The sequence below is a fragment of the Rhodococcus sp. NPDC127593 genome, assembly GCF_042671975.1.
Taxonomy (GTDB): domain Bacteria; phylum Actinomycetota; class Actinomycetes; order Mycobacteriales; family Mycobacteriaceae; genus Rhodococcus_F.
In genome coordinates, this window is sequence record NZ_JBHXWI010000055.1 from 47,710 (window position 1) to 65,324 (window position 17,615).

Annotated in this window: 23 protein-coding genes; 15 read left to right on the forward strand and 8 right to left on the reverse strand. The window is 65.6% G+C overall.

Translation table 11 applies throughout. The annotated features are described in order from the left end of the window. A complete protein-coding gene (locus ACFVJ3_RS37955) occupies positions 1-849 on the forward strand; it encodes a carbon-nitrogen hydrolase family protein (RefSeq protein WP_378456956.1) in 849 nt (282 codons plus the stop codon). A gap of 1 nt (position 850) precedes the next feature. Next, entirely contained in the window at positions 851-1,930 is a 1,080-nt protein-coding gene (locus ACFVJ3_RS37960; RefSeq protein WP_378456957.1) for an MSMEG_0565 family glycosyltransferase, read from the forward strand. Position 1,931: 1 nt separating this feature from the next. Here ACFVJ3_RS37960 and ACFVJ3_RS37965 read toward each other — a convergent pair whose 3' ends face one another. After that, a complete protein-coding gene (locus ACFVJ3_RS37965) occupies positions 1,932-2,372 on the reverse strand; it encodes an Lrp/AsnC family transcriptional regulator (protein WP_005254660.1) in 441 nt (146 codons plus the stop codon). A gap of 77 nt (positions 2,373-2,449) precedes the next feature. Between ACFVJ3_RS37965 and ACFVJ3_RS37970 the strand changes: the two genes are divergently transcribed. The 3 genes from ACFVJ3_RS37970 (at position 2,450) to ACFVJ3_RS37980 (ending at position 3,839) form a co-directional block, all read left to right on the forward strand. Further along, on the forward strand, positions 2,450-3,193 hold the full coding sequence (locus ACFVJ3_RS37970) for an AzlC family ABC transporter permease (RefSeq protein ID WP_378456958.1): 744 nt from the start codon (positions 2,450-2,452) through the stop codon (positions 3,191-3,193). Then, the gene (locus ACFVJ3_RS37975) at positions 3,186-3,515 is read left to right on the forward strand and encodes a branched-chain amino acid transporter permease (RefSeq protein WP_378456959.1); all 330 of its coding nucleotides are present in this window, start codon (positions 3,186-3,188) and stop codon (positions 3,513-3,515) included. The genes ACFVJ3_RS37970 and ACFVJ3_RS37975 overlap by 8 nt, the downstream gene beginning before the upstream one ends. A gap of 87 nt (positions 3,516-3,602) precedes the next feature. Further along, positions 3,603-3,839 (forward strand): hypothetical protein, encoded by a 237-nt coding sequence (locus ACFVJ3_RS37980; protein WP_378456960.1) that lies wholly within the window; start codon positions 3,603-3,605, stop codon positions 3,837-3,839. Positions 3,840-3,898: 59 nt separating this feature from the next. Here ACFVJ3_RS37980 and ACFVJ3_RS37985 read toward each other — a convergent pair whose 3' ends face one another. Further along, on the reverse strand, positions 3,899-5,050 hold the full coding sequence (locus ACFVJ3_RS37985; protein WP_378456961.1) for a helix-turn-helix transcriptional regulator: 1,152 nt from the start codon (positions 5,048-5,050) through the stop codon (positions 3,899-3,901). Positions 5,051-5,178: 128 nt separating this feature from the next. Here ACFVJ3_RS37985 and ACFVJ3_RS37990 point away from each other — a divergent pair, with 128 nt between their 5' ends. Then, positions 5,179-5,982 (forward strand): MBL fold metallo-hydrolase, encoded by an 804-nt coding sequence (locus tag ACFVJ3_RS37990; RefSeq protein WP_378456962.1) that lies wholly within the window; start codon positions 5,179-5,181, stop codon positions 5,980-5,982. Between the two features lie 184 nt (positions 5,983-6,166). On the opposite strand, the gene ACFVJ3_RS37995 is transcribed toward ACFVJ3_RS37990, so the two are convergent. Both ACFVJ3_RS37995 and ACFVJ3_RS38000 read right to left on the reverse strand, forming a co-directional pair. Next, positions 6,167-6,814, reverse strand: coding sequence for a hypothetical protein (locus ACFVJ3_RS37995; protein WP_378456963.1), 648 nt, complete (start codon positions 6,812-6,814; stop codon positions 6,167-6,169). Between the two features lie 30 nt (positions 6,815-6,844). After that, positions 6,845-7,552 (reverse strand): TetR/AcrR family transcriptional regulator C-terminal domain-containing protein, encoded by a 708-nt coding sequence (locus tag ACFVJ3_RS38000; protein ID WP_378456964.1) that lies wholly within the window; start codon positions 7,550-7,552, stop codon positions 6,845-6,847. A 232-nt stretch (positions 7,553-7,784) separates the two neighbouring features. Here ACFVJ3_RS38000 and ACFVJ3_RS38005 point away from each other — a divergent pair, with 232 nt between their 5' ends. From ACFVJ3_RS38005 to ACFVJ3_RS38025, 5 genes are all read left to right on the forward strand, one after another. Then, entirely contained in the window at positions 7,785-7,979 is a 195-nt protein-coding gene (locus ACFVJ3_RS38005) for a CsbD family protein (RefSeq protein WP_378456965.1), read from the forward strand. A gap of 54 nt (positions 7,980-8,033) precedes the next feature. Beyond that, entirely contained in the window at positions 8,034-8,189 is a 156-nt protein-coding gene (locus tag ACFVJ3_RS38010) for a DUF6131 family protein (RefSeq protein WP_005249980.1), read from the forward strand. Between the two features lie 42 nt (positions 8,190-8,231). Continuing rightward, on the forward strand, positions 8,232-9,434 hold the full coding sequence (locus ACFVJ3_RS38015; RefSeq protein ID WP_378456966.1) for a fatty acid desaturase family protein: 1,203 nt from the start codon (positions 8,232-8,234) through the stop codon (positions 9,432-9,434). Positions 9,435-9,591: 157 nt separating this feature from the next. Beyond that, the gene (locus tag ACFVJ3_RS38020) at positions 9,592-9,840 is read left to right on the forward strand and encodes a hypothetical protein (protein ID WP_378456967.1); all 249 of its coding nucleotides are present in this window, start codon (positions 9,592-9,594) and stop codon (positions 9,838-9,840) included. A gap of 270 nt (positions 9,841-10,110) precedes the next feature. Continuing rightward, the gene (locus ACFVJ3_RS38025; protein WP_378456968.1) at positions 10,111-10,536 is read left to right on the forward strand and encodes a hypothetical protein; all 426 of its coding nucleotides are present in this window, start codon (positions 10,111-10,113) and stop codon (positions 10,534-10,536) included. A 10-nt stretch (positions 10,537-10,546) separates the two neighbouring features. On the opposite strand, the gene ACFVJ3_RS38030 is transcribed toward ACFVJ3_RS38025, so the two are convergent. Then, entirely contained in the window at positions 10,547-10,939 is a 393-nt protein-coding gene (locus tag ACFVJ3_RS38030; protein ID WP_378456969.1) for a barstar family protein, read from the reverse strand. Between the two features lie 168 nt (positions 10,940-11,107). Here ACFVJ3_RS38030 and ACFVJ3_RS38035 point away from each other — a divergent pair, with 168 nt between their 5' ends. Beyond that, complete coding sequence (locus tag ACFVJ3_RS38035; protein ID WP_378456970.1) at positions 11,108-12,466, forward strand: DUF4041 domain-containing protein; 1,359 nt, start codon at positions 11,108-11,110, stop codon at positions 12,464-12,466. A gap of 67 nt (positions 12,467-12,533) precedes the next feature. Here ACFVJ3_RS38035 and ACFVJ3_RS38040 read toward each other — a convergent pair whose 3' ends face one another. Continuing rightward, positions 12,534-12,836, reverse strand: a complete 303-nt coding sequence (locus ACFVJ3_RS38040; protein WP_378456971.1) for a WhiB family transcriptional regulator — start codon at positions 12,834-12,836, stop codon at positions 12,534-12,536. 223 nt (positions 12,837-13,059) lie between these two features. Between ACFVJ3_RS38040 and ACFVJ3_RS38045 the strand changes: the two genes are divergently transcribed. Continuing rightward, positions 13,060-14,526 (forward strand): CYTH and CHAD domain-containing protein, encoded by a 1,467-nt coding sequence (locus ACFVJ3_RS38045; protein ID WP_378456972.1) that lies wholly within the window; start codon positions 13,060-13,062, stop codon positions 14,524-14,526. A gap of 9 nt (positions 14,527-14,535) precedes the next feature. Here ACFVJ3_RS38045 and ACFVJ3_RS38050 read toward each other — a convergent pair whose 3' ends face one another. Together ACFVJ3_RS38050 and ACFVJ3_RS38055 are read right to left on the reverse strand one after the other, a co-directional pair. Further along, on the reverse strand, positions 14,536-15,003 hold the full coding sequence (locus ACFVJ3_RS38050; protein ID WP_378456973.1) for a SixA phosphatase family protein: 468 nt from the start codon (positions 15,001-15,003) through the stop codon (positions 14,536-14,538). Between the two features lie 122 nt (positions 15,004-15,125). Further along, positions 15,126-16,403: an APC family permease gene (locus ACFVJ3_RS38055; RefSeq protein WP_378456974.1), complete on the reverse strand. Its 1,278-nt coding sequence runs from the start codon at positions 16,401-16,403 to the stop codon at positions 15,126-15,128. A gap of 324 nt (positions 16,404-16,727) precedes the next feature. Here ACFVJ3_RS38055 and ACFVJ3_RS38060 point away from each other — a divergent pair, with 324 nt between their 5' ends. Both ACFVJ3_RS38060 and ACFVJ3_RS38065 read left to right on the forward strand, forming a co-directional pair. Then, the gene (locus tag ACFVJ3_RS38060) at positions 16,728-17,060 is read left to right on the forward strand and encodes a hypothetical protein (RefSeq protein ID WP_041811548.1); all 333 of its coding nucleotides are present in this window, start codon (positions 16,728-16,730) and stop codon (positions 17,058-17,060) included. Between the two features lie 78 nt (positions 17,061-17,138). Continuing rightward, complete coding sequence (locus ACFVJ3_RS38065; protein ID WP_378456975.1) at positions 17,139-17,528, forward strand: ArsR/SmtB family transcription factor; 390 nt, start codon at positions 17,139-17,141, stop codon at positions 17,526-17,528. Positions 17,529-17,615 lie beyond the last annotated feature (87 nt).

The following is a 17,615-nucleotide window of genomic DNA, read 5'->3' on the forward strand; positions in this document are numbered from 1 at the left end:
ATGGTGACGACACGGTTGGCAGCGTTGGCGGGGCACTTCGGCCGCGACATCGATCGAGCGCTCCTGAAGTTGCAGGCGCTGATCGAGAGTGCGACGAACGACGGCGTGGACCTGCTCGTCCTGCCCGACGCCTGCCTCGGCGGCTACATCTCGGATCTCCGGCGGCCGGACACGGAGGAGCTCCCGCCCGCGCTCGCCGCGGACAGCCCGGAGCTGCATGCCGTCGCGAAGATGGCGGGCCGCATGACGGTCTGCATCGGGTACACGGAACTGTGCGACGGGGTGCGATACAACGCCGCCACCTGCGTGACCGGCGACGGAGTGCTGGGCAGTCACCGCAAGGTGCATCAGCCGGCCGGGGAATCCCTGGCGTACGCCGCGGGTGACTCTTTCACCGCCTTCGACACACCGGTGGGCCGGATCGGGATGCTGATCGACTACGACAAGACGTTCCCGGAATCCGCCCGCACCCTCGCGCTCGACGGCGCGCGGATCATCGCCGCGTTGTCCGCGTGGCCGGCCAGCATCACGGACCGGGCGGCGCGCATGACGCAGGACAGGCAATCACGCCTGTTCGACCTCTACGACTCGGCACGGGCCGCCGAGAACCAGGTGGTCCTCGTGTCGTCCAACCAGACCGGAATCCAGGGTGGACTGCGATTCCTCGGTCAGGCCAAGGTGGTGGGCCCGGGCGGCGACGTGCTCGCGCGAACGGGGACGAAGGGCGGCCTCGCCGTCGCCGAACTCGACGTCGACTACGAGGTGGACCGGGCCAGGAAGGTGCTGCGGCACCTGGAGGAACGCCGCATCGACACCTATCGGAGACTGCTGGACCGAGGAGAACACTGACGTGCGGATCGCGCTTCTGACCTATTCGACCAAACCGCGCGGGGGAGTCGTGCACACGCTGGCGTTGGCCGAGGCCCTCGCACGGCAGGGCGCGGACGTGACGGTCTGGACCCTGGGCAGGCAGGGCGACGCCGCCTTCTTCCGTCCGGTCGACCCGACGGTCGCCGTGCGGGTGGTGCCCTTCGCACACGTCGACGACGAGACCGTCGGTGAGCGGATCCTCCGATCCATCGAGACGATGCGTGCCGCCTTCACACCGGAGGCCTACGACATCGTCCACGCGCAGGACTGCATCAGTGCCAACGCCGTCGGGCGGTGCGTGCGAACCATCCACCATCTCGACCAGTTCACGACGCCCGCGCTCGCCGCCTGCCACGAGCGCGCGATCGTGGATCCGTACGCGCGGATCTGCGTGTCCGCCGCCGTCGCCGCGGAGGTCTCCGCCGGGTGGGGTCTCGATTGCGCCGTCATTCCGAACGGTGTGGACGCCGCCCGATTCGAGGAAGCCCGCGAGGACACCGGGCGCCGCGGCAGGTGGGCCGGTGAATTGGGCGACTACGTGTTGGCGGTCGGCGGTATCGAACCGCGCAAGGGCAGCATCGACCTGGTGGAGTCGTACGCGCTGCTCGTCAAGGAGCGACCGGACCTGCGGCTGGTGTTCGCGGGCGGCGAGACCCTGTTCGACTACCGGGGGTACCGGGACGAGTTCGACCGACGGGCCGCAGAGCTGGGTGTGGCACCGACCATCCTCGGAACGATCGACGACGCCGAGCTCCCCTCGCTGGTGGCCCAGGCGCACTCGTTCGCCTTCCTCTCCACCAAGGAAGGATTCGGGCTGGCCGCGATGGAAGCCCTGGCGGCGGGCGTTCCCGTCGCCGCCCGCGACCTGCCGGTCCTCCGGGAGGTCTTTCTCGGGACGGTCCGGTACGCGTCCACCCACGAAGAGATGGCACGTGCCCTGACCGAACCCGCCGACGATTCCTCCCTCGACGAGGGGCGCGCCTTCGCTCGCTCACATCGATGGGACGACGTCGCGCAGAAACATCTCGAGTTCTACCGAGAGGTCGCGGCACACCGCTGACTCAGTCGGCGCTCTTGATGGTCTTCATCGTGATCAACGAGGTGACCCGCGAGACCGCCGGGAGCCCGCTGAGCTTGGTGGCCATGAAGTTCTCGTACGTCGCGAGGTCGCGGACCGCTACCCGGATGAAGTAGTCGGGGATCCCGAACAGCCTCCGACATTCGATCACCTCGTCGAAGGCGGCGACCCGGGACTCGAACTGTTCGATGGTCGCCTGGTCGTTCACACCGATCTCGGCGGTGACGATCACCTGGAAACCCCGATCGAGCGCTTCCTGGCTGACGATGGCGCGGTAGCCGGTGATGACTCCGTCCGCCTCGAGCTTCTTGACCCGGCGCAGGCACGGGGAAGGGGTCAGACCCACGAGATCCGCCAATTCCGTGTTGGTCAGACTGGAGTCGTTCCGCAGATGGTCCAGAATTGCGTGATCGATGTCGTCCATTGAACTAATATTGCGCAGAGTGCGGAGAATGGGCATTTGCTCGCAATCGTGCACCGGGATAGTTGCTATAGATTTGCGTGGTGATCGATCCAGCAACCCTCTCGACGACCGCAGTCGTCGACCCCGACCCCCGGCAGCCCCCGGAGTGGCGTCGCGCCCTGCAGGCGTCCCTCCCCGTCGGAATCGGGCTGGTTCCGCTGGGCATCGCCCTCGGGGTGCTCGTCGTCCAGCAGGGCCTCAACCCGTGGTGGGCGATGGTCTTCACCTCGCTGATCTACGCCGGTTCCCTCGAATTCATCGCGGTCGGCATGGTGGCCGCGATGACGCCGCTCCCGTACATCGCGCTGACCGCATTGCTGGTGAACTTCCGGCACGTGTTCTACGCCTTGAGCTTTCCCCTCGACCGGGTGAAGGGCCGGCTCGCCCGCTTCTACAGCATGTTCGCGCTGACCGACGAGGCCTACGCCATGACGGTCACCGGCGACCGGAAGTCGATGTCCGGTCGGGTCATCGTGTACTCGCAGTTGTATCTCCACGCGTACTGGATCGGTGGAGCGATGCTCGGAGCGACCGCGGCGCAATGGATCCCGGAGAATATCGTCGGCCTCGACTTCGCGCTGACCGCGCTGTTCGTCGTGCTGTCCATCGAGGCCATCCGGGCCCAGAGCGGTTTCGCGGTTCCCTCGATGGCCGTGATGTGCGCGCTGATCGCGCGACTCGTCGACCCCGAACACATGCTGCCGATAGCGATGTTCGCCTTCGTGAGCCTGCTCGTCATCCGCTACTTCTTCAGCCGGCGAAAGGTGCGCACCGATGCCTGACGCCGGTTACATCCTCTCGGCCATCGCGATCATGGCGATCGTCACGTTCGCTCTGCGCGCGGTCCCCTTCGCGATCGTCATGCCGTTGCGCTCGTCTGCACTCGTCGGCCATCTGGGTGTCTACATGCCGGCCGGGATCATGCTGATCCTGGTGGCGTACTCCCTGAAGAACGTCTCCGTCACCGCCCCGTCGCACGGGATCCCCGAACTGATCGCAGTGGGGGCGACGGCGGGGGTGCACCTGTGGCGCAAAAATGCGGTGCTCTCGATCGTCGTCGGGACCGGGCTGTACGTCGTCCTGATGAACTGGGTATTCGCCTGAGCCCGGCGCGCCTCACGTTTACGACGCAACCACACGGGTAGGCAGGAACCACAAGACAGTCGGCCGTTTCTCGGGAAGGACGCACTGATGAGTGAACAAGACGCAGGTTCGGTGACCGGTGTTCGGGACAAGGACTACAACCTGATTTGGTTCGTCGAAGCGTCACTGAGCAACGCCCTGCGTCTCGAGGGCTACATCTCGGACGCCGACATGGACGGCGACGCCGAGTTGGCCGACTTCTTCCGCCGCGCCCAAGCCGTGAGCCGGAAGGGTGGCGACCTGGGTAAGGCGATGCTGGCCGCCCGCCTGAAGAAGGAACAGTAGGCTCCGGCCCCTGACCGCCGCCCGATCAGGACCGTGCCCCGGTTGCCGGTAGAACCGGTCTACCGGGGCACGGTCTGCGTCGGCCAGGGACCACCTCGGACAGGCCGACCTGCGAGGGTCCGCTTCTCGTTGTCGCGGAACCGCGGTTCGTAGTGGTGAAAGAACACCTTCCCGACCAGGTCTCGCCGACTGTGCACGCCGGTCTTGTCGAAGATGCTCTTCAGGTGTTGCTGCACGGTGTACGCCGACACGGACAAGTCAGCGGAGATCTGCGACGTCGACGCCCCTTGCAACACCATCGACGTGACTTCCTTCTCACGCTCGGTCAGCCCGTACGCAGACATCAGCAGCGGATACAGACGACTCGGATGAGCCGGCTCGACGATCACCGCGATACGCCGCCGCCCCGTCGACGTCAGGCAGGCGCCGTGCAGCACCACCCACGCTCCCGACCGCGACAGCACCCGCGAGATGGCCACGTCGCCCAGCCGGTCGCGGTCTTCCACACCGCGCAGCACACGACCGGCGAGAGTGATCACCGCGGCCGGTAGCCGACCGCGATCCCAGTCCCCGCCCGGCAGATCCAGCATCCACCGGTCGACCCCGGGGGTCGCGGATTCGATGTTCCAGTTCTCGTCGAGGACGAGCAGACCCGGCGAATCGGCATACTCCGGTTCCTCGGCCTGCCCGAAGAGCAGTGCACGGCGGGCACCGCCCGCGAGAGCCGGCGCAATCTCCTTCACGAACGACTTCTCGGTTTCGGAGAACACCGGCATCCCCTCGTTGCGATAGAGCGACAGCGCTCCCCATGTTTCTCCCGAGTGGGTGCGCAGCCGCACGATCAACTCCTGGTCGCCACCGAGCGTCCGGTTCCGGAGCCAGCGCGGACTTCTCGACGGATCACCGTTCGAGGCCTCGTGCAGCGTGGAAATCCCTTCGAAGGAACGCATTACGTCGGGGACGGATTGAACGTCGTCCTCGTAGTACTCGGCGGCCAGCCATTCCACCGGAAACTCGTCCATGCCGGGGTGATAGTGACTGGTCATCAGCAAGGACACGGGGTCGAGGGTGAACCAGCACGGCGTCCAGTAGTACGGGACGACAGCGGCGACGACGTCCGACGCGGCCTGCCACAGCGAGACCAGACCACGTGGGGCGGCGCACAGTCGTGCGATCTTGTCTGCCGCGCACTGCGCGGAATCCACGCTCACCAGTCAATCCTACGAGCGGGGATCGGCCTCCGGAAATACCAGAATTGTGGAATGGTGCGCGCGTTCCATCGCTCCTAGCGTCAGGGATGTCCAGTTCGTGACGGTCACGACGAGCGAAAGGCGATCCCATGCGTATCAACAGAATCCGACGCGACATCACGGTACTCGGCGACGAACTGGAAGTACCGGGGATCGGGCACCTACCGGTGAACGCCTACGTGCTTCACGCCGCCGAACCCGTCGTCGTCGACACCGGACTGACCCTGCCCGAACGCGGTTTCATGGACGCCCTCGGATCGGCGCTCGACCCGGCGGACGTCGAGTGGATCTGGCTGACACATCCGGACCGCGATCACACCGGCGCGCTCTTCGATCTGCTCGACGCGGCGCCACGCGCCCGCCTGATCACGACGTTCACGGGCGTCGGCATCATGTCGTGCGCACGGCCCGTCCCGATGGACCGGGTCTACCTGCTCAATCCGGGTCAATCCCTCGACGTCGGCGATCGGACACTGACGGCGCTGCGTCCGCCGCTGTTCGACAATCCCAGCACGGTCGGCTTCTACGACGACCGCAGCGAAGCCTACTTCTCATCGGATTGCTTCGGGGCGCCGATGGAGACCGCCGAACTCGCCACCGCCGACGACGTCGGGTACTCCACACCCGGCGCCGTCCGTGCCGCGCAGCACGTGTGGGCCACCGTCGACAGCCCCTGGGTGCACCTGGTGGACGAGACGAAGTTCCTGAACACCGTCGCCGCGCTGCGCGCGCTCGATCCCCGCTGGATCCTCAGCACCCACCTCCCACCGGCGGACGGACGCACCGCCGAGTTTCTGGACATGCTCGCCGAGGCACCGAAGTCGGATCCCTTCGTCGGGCCCGACCAGGCCGCCCTCGAGCAGATGCTGGCCGGATTCGAGACTGTCGGGTAAGGATCACGGCATAAGAAAGCCGCCGACACCTGAAGGTGCCGGCGGCCTCTGCGACGGTGCCGTCATATCGCCTCTCGGCAAGTGGTCGCACTCGGCGACAATTTTAATGTGGTACCCGGGGTATGTCCGACACCGTCGACGGCTTCAACAGTACCGCCTTCGGAGATATTCCGCCCCTCCGACGTCACACCTCGTCGTGCTCCGTCGGATATGCGATCGCGAGCAGCGCCGGCGCGCCTCGGCCAGGCCAGGTGCCCTCGAGGGTGTGTGAGCCGAGAGCCGCGACCTGATCCGGATCGATCACCCGGAACACTCGCACGCCGATCTCGTCCGTCGCGATGACGGTGGTCGTTCCCTCATTCGCGCAGGTCACGGCACCGACGACGGGTACGGCCGAGCTTGGTGAGCCGCTACCCGACACCCTGGTGGTCACCTCTCGACGCTCGCTGGGTGCGGCGAACTGGAGTTCCGCCTCGGTCCCTCCCGTCAGGATGGCCGTCGCCAGCGCACTCACGTACACCGGGTCGACGCAAGCGTCGTAGACCCAGCGCTCACCGAGCACGGAATGCTGCATCGTGGTGATCAACGACGCCTCCGCACCGGGCATCGGGGCACCGCGGTAGGTCACCGGCACCTGCACGACCTGCCCGTCCGCCGTCCGGACCAGGTGGGTTTCGATGCCGACCTCCCCGGCCGGATCGTCGAACCGGTACGCACCGACCACCTCGAGCGCCGACGCGTCGGCGGACCCGATCCAGGACTGGCGAGGAACCCAGTCACCGAGCATCTCGGCCTTGGACGGGGACAGCTGAGCCTGATGGATGAGAGCCACGCCGGCGACGGTACCCGGCGCCCGTTCACGTCACCGGCCCGGCGGAGGGTCGGGCGGCGTCAGCGTCGCGGTCAGGCCGGCGAGGAGGATGTCGACTCCACGTTCGAGTTCGGCGGCGCCGTCGTAGGACGCCAGCACCGGTGCCAGGCCCCGGAGTAGAGGGAACTCGCCGATCGGCAGGCGGTGAAGGCCGAGGCGCAGAAGGTCGTCGGACTCGTCGGGGCGCTCGACGAGTTCCTGCAACTCGTTGAGGACGTGGCCGTAGAGGAAGCCGAACAACGCCCGATAGACGTGCAAGGCATCGGCGTCGGTGAACCCCACCTTGGTGAGCAGGGCCAGGATGTCCTCGAGTGGGCGCAGGGTGCCGAGCGGCCTGAGCCCGAGCGGTGTCGACAGCGGCCGGGTGACCAGTAGCGGTACCACCTCAGGATGGGCGAGAGCAAGCCGGCGAAAGCCCCGCGCGACCTCCCGCAGCTGCGTGGCCCAGTCGCCGTCGTCGGTATCAACCTCGAGTTCTTCGACGACACGCTCGGCGACCCCGTCGAGCAACGCCGCCTTGTTCGGGGCGTGGCGGTACAGGGTCATCGGGTCGCGGCCGAGTGCTTTACCGAGGCGGCGCATGGACAGCCCGTCGATGCCGTCACGGTCGATGATCTCGAGCGCGCACTCGAGTATCCGCTCACGGGTGATCGGGCCACCGTCGGAGTGGATCGAACGACGCGCAGGCATCTTCGCCATCACGACACCTTCCCTCGCTTCAACTGTAGGCCTAAACCGTAGATCTACAGTGTTGACATGCGACGAAATCCGGCGTTGACTTGGGTATGCAACGTGGGCCACAGGAGGCCGTCATGATCGTCCGAGATCGTCGGAGTCGCAAGCGTGTTGAACTCCAGCGGTGACACACACCCGCTGACGAACGACCATTGGTCCGCGCCCGCCGCGCAACCGAGAAACGAGAAACACCGCCATGAGTATCGGGAAAAAGCTTCGCCACAAAGCTGAAACCGCTGAAGGCGCCGCCAAGAAGACCGTCGGGAAGGCGCTCGGAAACGAGCGCATGGAAGCCGAGGGACGCGCACAGGAAGCCAAGGGCAAAGCCAAGCAAGCCGGCGACCAGATCAAGCAGGCAGGGCAGAAGATCAAAGGCATTTTCAAACACTGACCGCACCCACACCAGTCCGAATCTCAACCCCCGTCCCGAAATCAGGCCGTCATCATGATCATTCTCGGAATCATCCTCGCCATAGTCGGCTTGGTCCTCAGCGTCCCAGTGCTCCTGTACATCGGGATAGCGCTCATCATCATCGGAGTGGTGCTCGAGGTCATGGGCATGGCCGGCCACGCGGTCGCGGGCCGACGCCACTACTACTGACCCACAGCCGTCCCGGGGTGGATCCGGAATCTGGAGTCGAGCATGGCGATATCCGACATCAAGGAATACGCGCACCTCACAGTGGAGGACGTCGAGGCGCTCAGCACCGAACTCGACGCGATCAGGCGGGACATCACCGATTCACTCGGTGAGCGCGATGCCACCTACATCCGCCGCACGATCGCCTTCCAGCGCGGGCTGGATGCCGCTGCGCGGCTGGTGATCCACGCAAGCCGGACGCGCGTCGGATGGGCACTCGGGACCACCGCTCTCGCCGTGGCCAAGAGCGTGGAGAACATGGAGATCGGGCACAACGTGTCCCACGGCCAGTGGGACTGGATGAACGACCCGGAAATCCACTCCAGCACCTGGGAGTGGGACATGGCGGGCCTGTCGTCCCAGTGGCAGTACTCCCACAACTATCGCCACCACGTGTTCAGCAACGTGATCGGGATGGACGACGACCTCGGATTCGGCGTCATCCGCATCACCCGCGACCAGCCGTGGAAACCGGACAACCTTCTGCAACCGCTGCGGAACCTGTTGTTGGCGGCCACGTTCGAATGGGGTATCGCCCTGCACGGGCTGTATTCCGAACAGGAGCGCGCCGGCACCGCCGCCGAGAAGTCCGGCCACACCCGAGCACTGATCGGCAAGATCGTTCGGCAGACCGGCAAGGATTACATACTCTTTCCTGCCCTCAGTGGCCGGCGGTGGCGGCGGACGCTGAAGGCGAACCTCGCCGCCAACCTTCTGCGAAACCTGTGGGCCTACGTCGTGATCTTCTGTGGACACTTCCCGGACGGCGCAGAGAAGTTCACCCCCGCCGAACTCGACAACGAGACCCGGGCGGAATGGTATCTACGCCAGATGCTCGGCACCGCCAACTTCCGGGCCGGCGCCGTGCTGGCATTCCTGAGCGGCAACCTGTGCTACCAGATCGAGCACCACCTGTTCCCCGACCTCCCCAGCAACCGCTACCCGGAAATCGCGACGCGGGTTCGCGGACTGTGCGATAAGTACGATCTGCCCTACACCACCGGCTCGCTTGCCAAGCAATACTTTTTGACCCTGCGCACCATCCACAAGTTGGCGCTCCCGGACCGGTTTCTGTCCGCGACGGCCGACGATGCTCCCGAGACCGCGTCCGAACTGAAATTCCGCACAGCGCTCACTATGCCCGTCGACGGAGGCACCGGACGGCGTGCGGGACTCCGCACCGCCCTGCGGCTTCGCCGCCTGTGAGTACTTATTAACCGCCCGCGGTTAACAAGTACTCACGGGCGCGTCAGCGCACAGGGGTGGGCAACGCGCACCCTAGGGTATCTGTCGACCTGCTTTCCGGGGAGGCAATGTTGGTGTGGCCAAGGAATACTCGACCACACACCACCAAGGACTTCGCATGTTTCGCCACACCGCCCTTCGCGCCGGCCTGATGTTCGTCGCAGTCGCATTCTCTGTCACCGGCGCAGCCGGAATCGCGAGCGCCATGCCCGCCTCGTCGGGGTCTGACGTCGCAGTGACCTCGCAGTCGGACCGCGACGCCCGTGACCGGGATCGGCGTGACCGTTTCGACGACGACGAGAAGGCCATGTTCTGCGAGGGTCAGGCCATCGTCGACCGCCCCAGCTGCTCGTCGCTACCGTACTGATTCGCAGCGATCGGGCGGTGCTCGCCGACGCCGCTGCCGCGTTCAGTGCGGCAGCGGCGTTCGAACCGATGCGGCAGGGCGCGTATCGTCTGCTGCAAGGTAACCCCGCACCCGATGGCTTCGCCCATCGGCCCGCCTACTGCGCGGGGTCTGACGATGCCCGTCGAACGGCAACGACGCACGCCTGAACATCGCTCACCGCAGACGCTCACGGTCTTCGTCGACGACGAACCCGTCTCCGCAGACTCTGTCTGGCACCCAGGCGACACCGTGACCACCTCTCTCTCCTGGCTCGACGAGCAGCAGCTTCCCGCCGGGCTCCAATCACTGGCCGAGGAGGTCGAGGTGCGGCCGAACGGGGTCGACCGCGGAGCTTTCTGTGTCGACAGGTATCCGGTATTTTCACCTCAGCCCGTACTGTCCGCGAGCGGAGTGGTCGCGTCGATCGAGGTCGTCGCGAACCTCGAACTGCACACTGACCACGGCTGGAAACTGCTGCCTGGCACCGTGCAGATGGGGGACGTACCCGACACAGGTACGTGGCGCATGCCGAATCGGCAGTTCTCGGTGCCCGGCACGTCCGGTGACCTTCGGTTCATCGAACAGCACGAGTTCCTCGCACGGTACGGCGTCACCGCACCGACCTTCCGCCGCGATTCCCGATACTTCCGGGTGGTTCTCTACCGGACCGAGTGAGAACTACCTCCTACCGGAGATCGAGCCGCACATCCCGGAACTCGAAGATGTCGACAACCCAGTCGAAGGCCGTGGGCCCGTCCTCCCTCAGAGCGCGCTCGAGTTCGGCGCGCACCCTCGCCCGGTTCGTCGGGTGGCACTGCGCGAGACGCCGCTCGAGCTGACGAGCAGTCTCTGCGTACCCGAGGGCCTCGCGGGATCTGTCGCTGTTCTCCCATACGAAGAAGAAACGACCGTCATCAGGCGTGCCGTATCCACTGGTGAGGCAGTCGGCGAACGCGTCCAGGTTGCGGCCGAAATACCCGCCTTCACCGCGTACCGCTTCTCCGACCACCGTGAAGACGTCGTCGAGCGTGTGGATGCGCGCGCCGTCGATCACGTACATCACGGGTTGTCCGGTCACGGTTCGATCATTCCTCACCCGACCGGAGGTGGAGGGTTCGTGATGAATCAATCGGTGTCTCTTCACTTGTTCTCCGATGTCGATCGAATGGCGTATTGACTAAAATCCACGACTTCGAGACTGCGATCCTCTCTTCGTTCATTCGATCGATTTTGATATCTATTGGGCATGACAACGCCGATTCCTCCTGGCTGGCACCCCGATCCGCAGGGCCAGCCTCACCTTCGCTGGTGGGACGGCAGTCGGTGGAGCTCCGCGACACAACCCTTCGCAGGCGCGGAGAATCCGGCACCCCGCACCCCTGCCTCCGGCACCGCCGACATTGCGCAGGCGCAGCGACCCCTGTCCGTATTCAACGCCAAGAAGCGCGCCCAGGAACTTCAGTCCGAAGTCGACAGATTGCAGCATCTCGTCGACCGCATGGGCCTTGCCGGGGTTGCTGCGCTCGACGCCGAATCCACACGCTTGACGGCGGACGTCGCGCGACTTCGACAGGAGAAGGTCGAGGTGGATCAGCAGATCACAGCGGCGCGGGGCGCGCTCGTCGAGGCGCAAGTACAACAAGAGTTGCAATCGGTCGGGCTTTATCGCTACCACCACCCCGCAGAAACCTCTGTACAGCTCAAGGACGAGCTTCTCCGCGTGCAATCTGCGATCAAACAGGCTGTCAAAGACAAGACGGCGATCACCGCGACCACAAACTTTACGTTCAATAACTCCGCAGCTCAGGGCCGCAAGTTTGTCTCCGATATGTCGCGAATCATGCTCCGCGCCTACAACGCCGAGGCCGAGAACTGCGTGAAGACTGTGAAGGCCGGTAACCTGCCCGTGGCCAGCCAGAGACTGTTCAAGGCCGCTGACCAGATCTCGAAGCAGGGCCAGATGATCAGCTTGCGGGTCACCGATCACTACCATCGACTGCGGCTCACAGAACTGGAGCTGGCAGCCGACTTCCACATGAAAGTTCAGGAAGAGAAAGAAGCTGAGCGCGAACGCCGGGAGGAGTTGCGCGAGCAACGCAAAGCTGAGCAAGAGCTTCAGGCCGAACGCGCGAAGTTGGAGAAGGAACTCGCGCATTACCGCAACGCCCTCACCGCACTCGAAGCAAGTGGTGACACCGCGGGAGCGCAACGTCTACGCGACAAGCTCGGCGACGTGCAGCACGCTCTCGATAACGTCGACTACCGAGCCGCGAACATCCGTGCAGGATTCGTCTATGTCATCTCCAACATGGGAGCGTTCGGAATCAACACGGTCAAGATCGGCATGACCCGCCGACTCGAACCAATGGACCGCGTCCGCGAACTCGGTGACGCATCTGTGCCCTTCCGCTTCGATGTACACGCGCTGGCCTTCGCCGACCGCCGCGTGAACAAGGTCAATCCACGGCGCGAGTTCTTCTATGCGACCCCTGCAGAAGTACTCACAGTCCTGCGACGCGAGATCGGCGAAGTAATCTCCTTCACCGAAGAACCCGAAGCTGACGAATACCTCATCAGTATCGGAAAGAAAGATGTCTCGTTGTAGCGACAGCGGTCAGCATACGAGTCGAGTGCGTCGCACAAGTTCGTCCACGGTGATCGAGTGAACCGAGTCAGCGCCGGTGTTTCGCCGTCAGGAAGTCGGACCAGCGGACCCCGGGATGCGCCGCGAGCAGTGCGCGGCGCTGCCGTTCCGTCATCCCACCCCAGATGCCGAATTCGACTCGATTGTCGAGCGCGTACGCACCGCATTCCATCAGCACCGGACAGTGCCGGCACAGGGCGGCGGCTTTGCGTTGCGCGGCGCCTGTGACGAAGAGCTGATCCGGGTCTCCTTCTCGACACTGAGCCCGCGTTATCCAGCCGAGGTCCGCTGCGGGGTGTGCGAGGTCGTGACGCCTGTTCGGTTTGCTCATGTCGAATCATTCCCCTCTCGAACACCGAGCACAGTCAAGGCACTGGGAATGCGGGCACGACCCGATGGATCGTGTGAAAGATTCAGTTGCGGATAGATTTTCGCAACGCATCGGCTCCGGTGGCGAGGTGCGATCGACAATTGCACCGCTGACAGATTAACTGCACTTCGTGCCGATCGCGCGGCGAAGATCGGGTCGGCCCGCGTGGGTGCAGACTGGATCCATGGTGTCGACGCAGCGGGAGCGGGAAGACAAGTACGAGGTGGGGCTCGAGTTCGTCCTGCCGGATCTCGAGGACGTGTTGCCTGCCGGTGGACGGATCGAGCAGGGCACGGTGAATCTGAAGAGCGTCTACTACGACACGGATGACCGCGATCTGCTCCGTCAGAAGATCACGTTCCGCCGCCGGACCGGGGATGCCGATGTCGGATGGCAGTTGAAGGTCCCCGCCGACAAAGCCCGCACCGAGATTCGTATGCCTTCGGGTGAGAGTGACGGGGTTCCCGACGAGTTGGCGACCATGATTGCGGGTGTCGCACTGGGCAAACCCGTGCACCCGGTGGCGACGCTGAAAACTGTGAGACGCACGCAGCGACTCCTCGACCGGGAGGACCGACTGCTGGCGGAAGTGGCCGACGACCAGGTGCGCGGTGCCGTCGCCGGTGATCGCGCCGTCCTGAGTGAGTGGCGGGAGGTGGAGGTCGAACTCGGCGACGCCGGGGACGAGAAACTGCTCGGGAAGATCGGTAAACGCCTCACCCGCCGCGGTGCGCAGCCGTCCCCGTATCCGTCGAAGCTCAGCCGTGTGCTCACCGTCGCGCACCTCGCGGTCGACGGCGGCGGCACGCCCCGAACGACGGTGGAAGCGGTGCTCGTCGACTATCTGGATGCCCAGGTTCAGGCGATCGTGGCCGGCGACGTGTGGTTGCGTCGTGGGCTGGACCCCGTCCATCCCACCCGTGTGGGAATCCGGCGTTTCCGCAGCACGCTGCGGGTATTCAGGCGTCTGTTCGAACCGGCAGCGCGGGCAGAACTCGACGCGGAACTGTCCTGGTACGCCGGTTTGCTCGGGGAGGTGCGGGATCGGCAGGTGCAACGCGCACGCTTCGCGGATGCTCTCGCCGCCCTGTCTACGGAACTCGTGATGGGCCCGGTTGCCGCGCGCATCGAGAACGATCTGCTCGCCGAGCAACTCCGTCAGAGAAAAGAGGTGATGGTTGCGCTCGACGGTGACCGCTACCGTGCGTTGCTGGCCGCCCTGGCGCAGTGGCGCACCACTCCACCGCTGACCGCCGAGGCCGTCGACGATCCCCGCGTGATCGAAAAGAATGTGCGAAAAGCCGAACGCAAGGCGCTCACGCGCGTCGCCACCGCGACTGCCGGCAACGACGACGCCGCCCTGCACCGCGCGCGGAAGGCCGCCAAACGAGCCCGGTACGCCGCCGAACTCGCCGCACCGATTCTCGGGAGGAAGTCGGCAAAGAAGAAGGCAGCTCGGTTCAAGAAGATGCAGAAAGTACTCGGTGAGCACCAGGACAGCGTCGTCGCCGCGGAGACGCTCCGGACTCTCGGTGCCCGCGCCGGCACGACACCCGGCGAGAACGGTTTCACCTTCGGCCTGCTGTACGGCCTGGAACTGCAGAAGGCGCGGCAGGCCCGGGCGGACGCCGCCCGGCTCGCGTCGGCCTAGCAGTCGGGGTCAGCCGGCCGGAATCGGCGCGAGGTACCGCAGCGTCGGGGGCGGACCGGCGCCGCAATCGACGAACCACGCGCCCCCTTTCGCGGTCGCCCCCGAGGGAGGGATGTCCGGCACGCCGCGCGACCGCGCGAACTCGGCCAGCGCGTTGAGGATCTCCCCGTGGGTGCAGAAGACTGCCCTGTCGGCGTCGAGTCCGTGTAGTACGGCGAACAGTTCGTCGGGCGGTGCATCCGGTGCCAGCAGTGGGTGATCGTCGATACGCAGACCACCCGCCTCGGCGAGCGGCAGCAGGGTCTGGCGACAACGGGTGGTGGGACTCGAGAACAGTGTCGCGATCTCGATGCCGCTCAGCGCCGCGACGAGGCCGTGGGCCTGCTCGTGCCCGAGCGGGCTCAGCGGTCGCTCGGTGTCAGGGCCGTGCCACTGCTTCTTGTCGCCTGCATGGGAGTGCCGGACCAGGACGAACATTCTCACCTTCTCCCGGCGCAGGGATAGTCGTTGAAGACTCCCACGCGAGACGACTGCGCGTGGTGAATTGCCGTCGCAAGATAGTCGAAATGCTGTGCGGGGTCGCAGTGCGCACGCGAGCGTCACGTCCGCCGGGAGCTGCGGATCCCGTAGATCATGGCCCCGATACCGAGGACGATCACACCCGCGATCACCGAGGCAAGAGGGAGGAACGCAGCGAGAACGAGGCATCCGACGGCGCCGACGACGGCCACCAGCCGCGACCACGGTTTCGCGGACAACGTCCAGGCCGATGCGTTGGCGATCAGGTAGTAGACCAGCACCGCGAACGAGGAGAACCCGATGACGCCGCGCAGATCCGCTGTCGCGGCGAGGAGCGCCACCACCACACCGACGGCCAACTCGGCCCGATAGGGCACCGCGAACCGCGGGTGGACGGCGTCGAGTTGACGTGGCAGGTGGCCGTCCCGCGCCATCGCGAACGTGGTCCGTGACACCCCGAGGATCAGGGCGAGCAGCGAGCCGAGCGCCGCGATCACCGCAGCCACCCGGACCACCGGCTCGAGGCCCCCGAACCCCACAGCGGCGACGGCCTGCGCGAGTGGATCCGTCGCGGCAGCGAGTGCGTCGGCGCCGAGAGCCTCCAGGACGGCGATCGCGACGCACAGGTACACGACGAGTGTGATTGCCAGCGCGATAGGGATCGCCCGGGAGATGGTCCGGGCCGGGTCCTTCACCTCCTCGCCGAGCGTGGCGATTCGGGCGTACCCGGCGAACGCGAAGAACAGCAGGCCGGCGGCCTGCAGAACTCCGGTCATGCCGTGGCCGGAGGTGATCGCGAGGCCGTCGAAGTCGGTGTCGGAACCGGTCAGGCACACGACGACGACCACAGCGAGGACGGCGAGCACCGCGAACACGATGACCCGGGTGACCAGCGCGGACTTCTGTACACCCAGGTAGTTCACGGCCGTGATGGCGGCGACGGCGACGACCGCGACGAGATGTTCGCGGCCGGGCCAGGCGTAGGCGCCGACGGTCAGGGCCATCGCGGCACACGAGGCGGTCTTGCCGAAAACGAATCCCCAGCCGGCCAGATATCCGAAGAACGGTCCGAGGCGTTCGCGGCCGTAGACATAGGTGCCACCGGATTGCGGGTACAGCGCGGCGAGCCGGGCCGAGGAGTGGGCATTGCAGTACGCGATCACCGCGGCCACGGCCAACCCGACGAGCAGGGCGCCGCCGGCGGCGGACGCGGCAGGCCCCAGCGCGGCGAAGATTCCCGCCCCGATCATCGACCCGAGGCCGATCATCACCGAGTCGAACACCCCCAGCCGCCGGCGCAACTGTGGCGTCGCGGTCGGGTGCGCGTCGTTGCCTTCCGAAATCTCGTCACCGGCCATGCGTGGCAGTTTCCCTTCGAACGTGCAAATGTCGGGCACTCCAACGCTAGCGGTCGTCCGAAACTGACACGTGAACCGTTCGGGGTCAGTCAGTTTCGGCGCGGCGACAGGATCGCGGTCACGACCAGGGGCGCTGCGGCCGTGGCGAGGTGGGCGCAGGCGTCGCACTTGAAAACACCGATAACCACTCGAAGGGGTGATTTCCGCCAACCGCTCGGACCATAATTGTTTCATCGGGAAAACGGATACACCGAAATCATGTGTAACCCGAGAATCATCGACCGGTGCGAAGCCGGGCGACAATCGAATCAAAGGTGACATCAGATGAACACGTTCGCATTGCGCACGGCGATTACATCGGCTGCGATCGCCGCCTCTTTTGCGCTCGGTTCGGGCGTCGTGGCGGCGGCACCGGCATTTCATGGGGACCCGAACACACCCGGCTCGCAGCTCCACGTCCACGCCGACCCCAACACCCCCGCCGACAACAACAGTTACCAGTGCGGGGCGATCGGCGTCGGCGGTGCCGGAGTCGGATCGAACGCTCCCGGACAAAGCGGGCAACTCAACGGCGTCTTCTTCGGCAGCGGCCCCGTCCAGGGTGGTTGCATCGGCAATGACGGGTCGGTGCACTTCCCGTCCGGACGCGCCGAGTAGTACGCGGCGCTCGGCCTGATCCGCGCCCTGGCCGTCCGGTGCGTTGCACCTTGATTCGACATCTGTCAATATCGACGGATGTCGAATCAGGAGTTGCCGGACGGTGGTGCGTGTTGCTCGCCGCTCGCGCGTGAACCACTGACCGAGGACTGGGCCGGGGATCTGGCCCGGATGTTCAAGGCCCTCGGCGATCCCGTGCGCCTGCGCTTGCTGAGCCTGATCGCCAGCCACGCCGGTGGTGAAGCCTGCGTGTGCGACATCTCCGCGTCGTTCGACCTGTCGCAGCCGACGATCTCGCACCACCTGAAGGTGCTCCGCGCCGCCGGCCTGCTGAACTGCGAGCGTCGCGGCACCTGGGTGTACTACTGGGTGATCCCGTCGGCGCTGCAGCAGTTGTCCGCGGTGTTGCTGACCGAGGGCGGGCCGGTCGTCCCGTCCGAGGCGTGCGCGGCGGAGGTGTCGGCATGAGTTGCCCTGTGTCAAGCCGCCGGTTGTTGGTGGGCGATCAGTCGTTGGAGGGCGCCGTGTTTGTCCGGGTCGTAGGCGAGGTTGTCC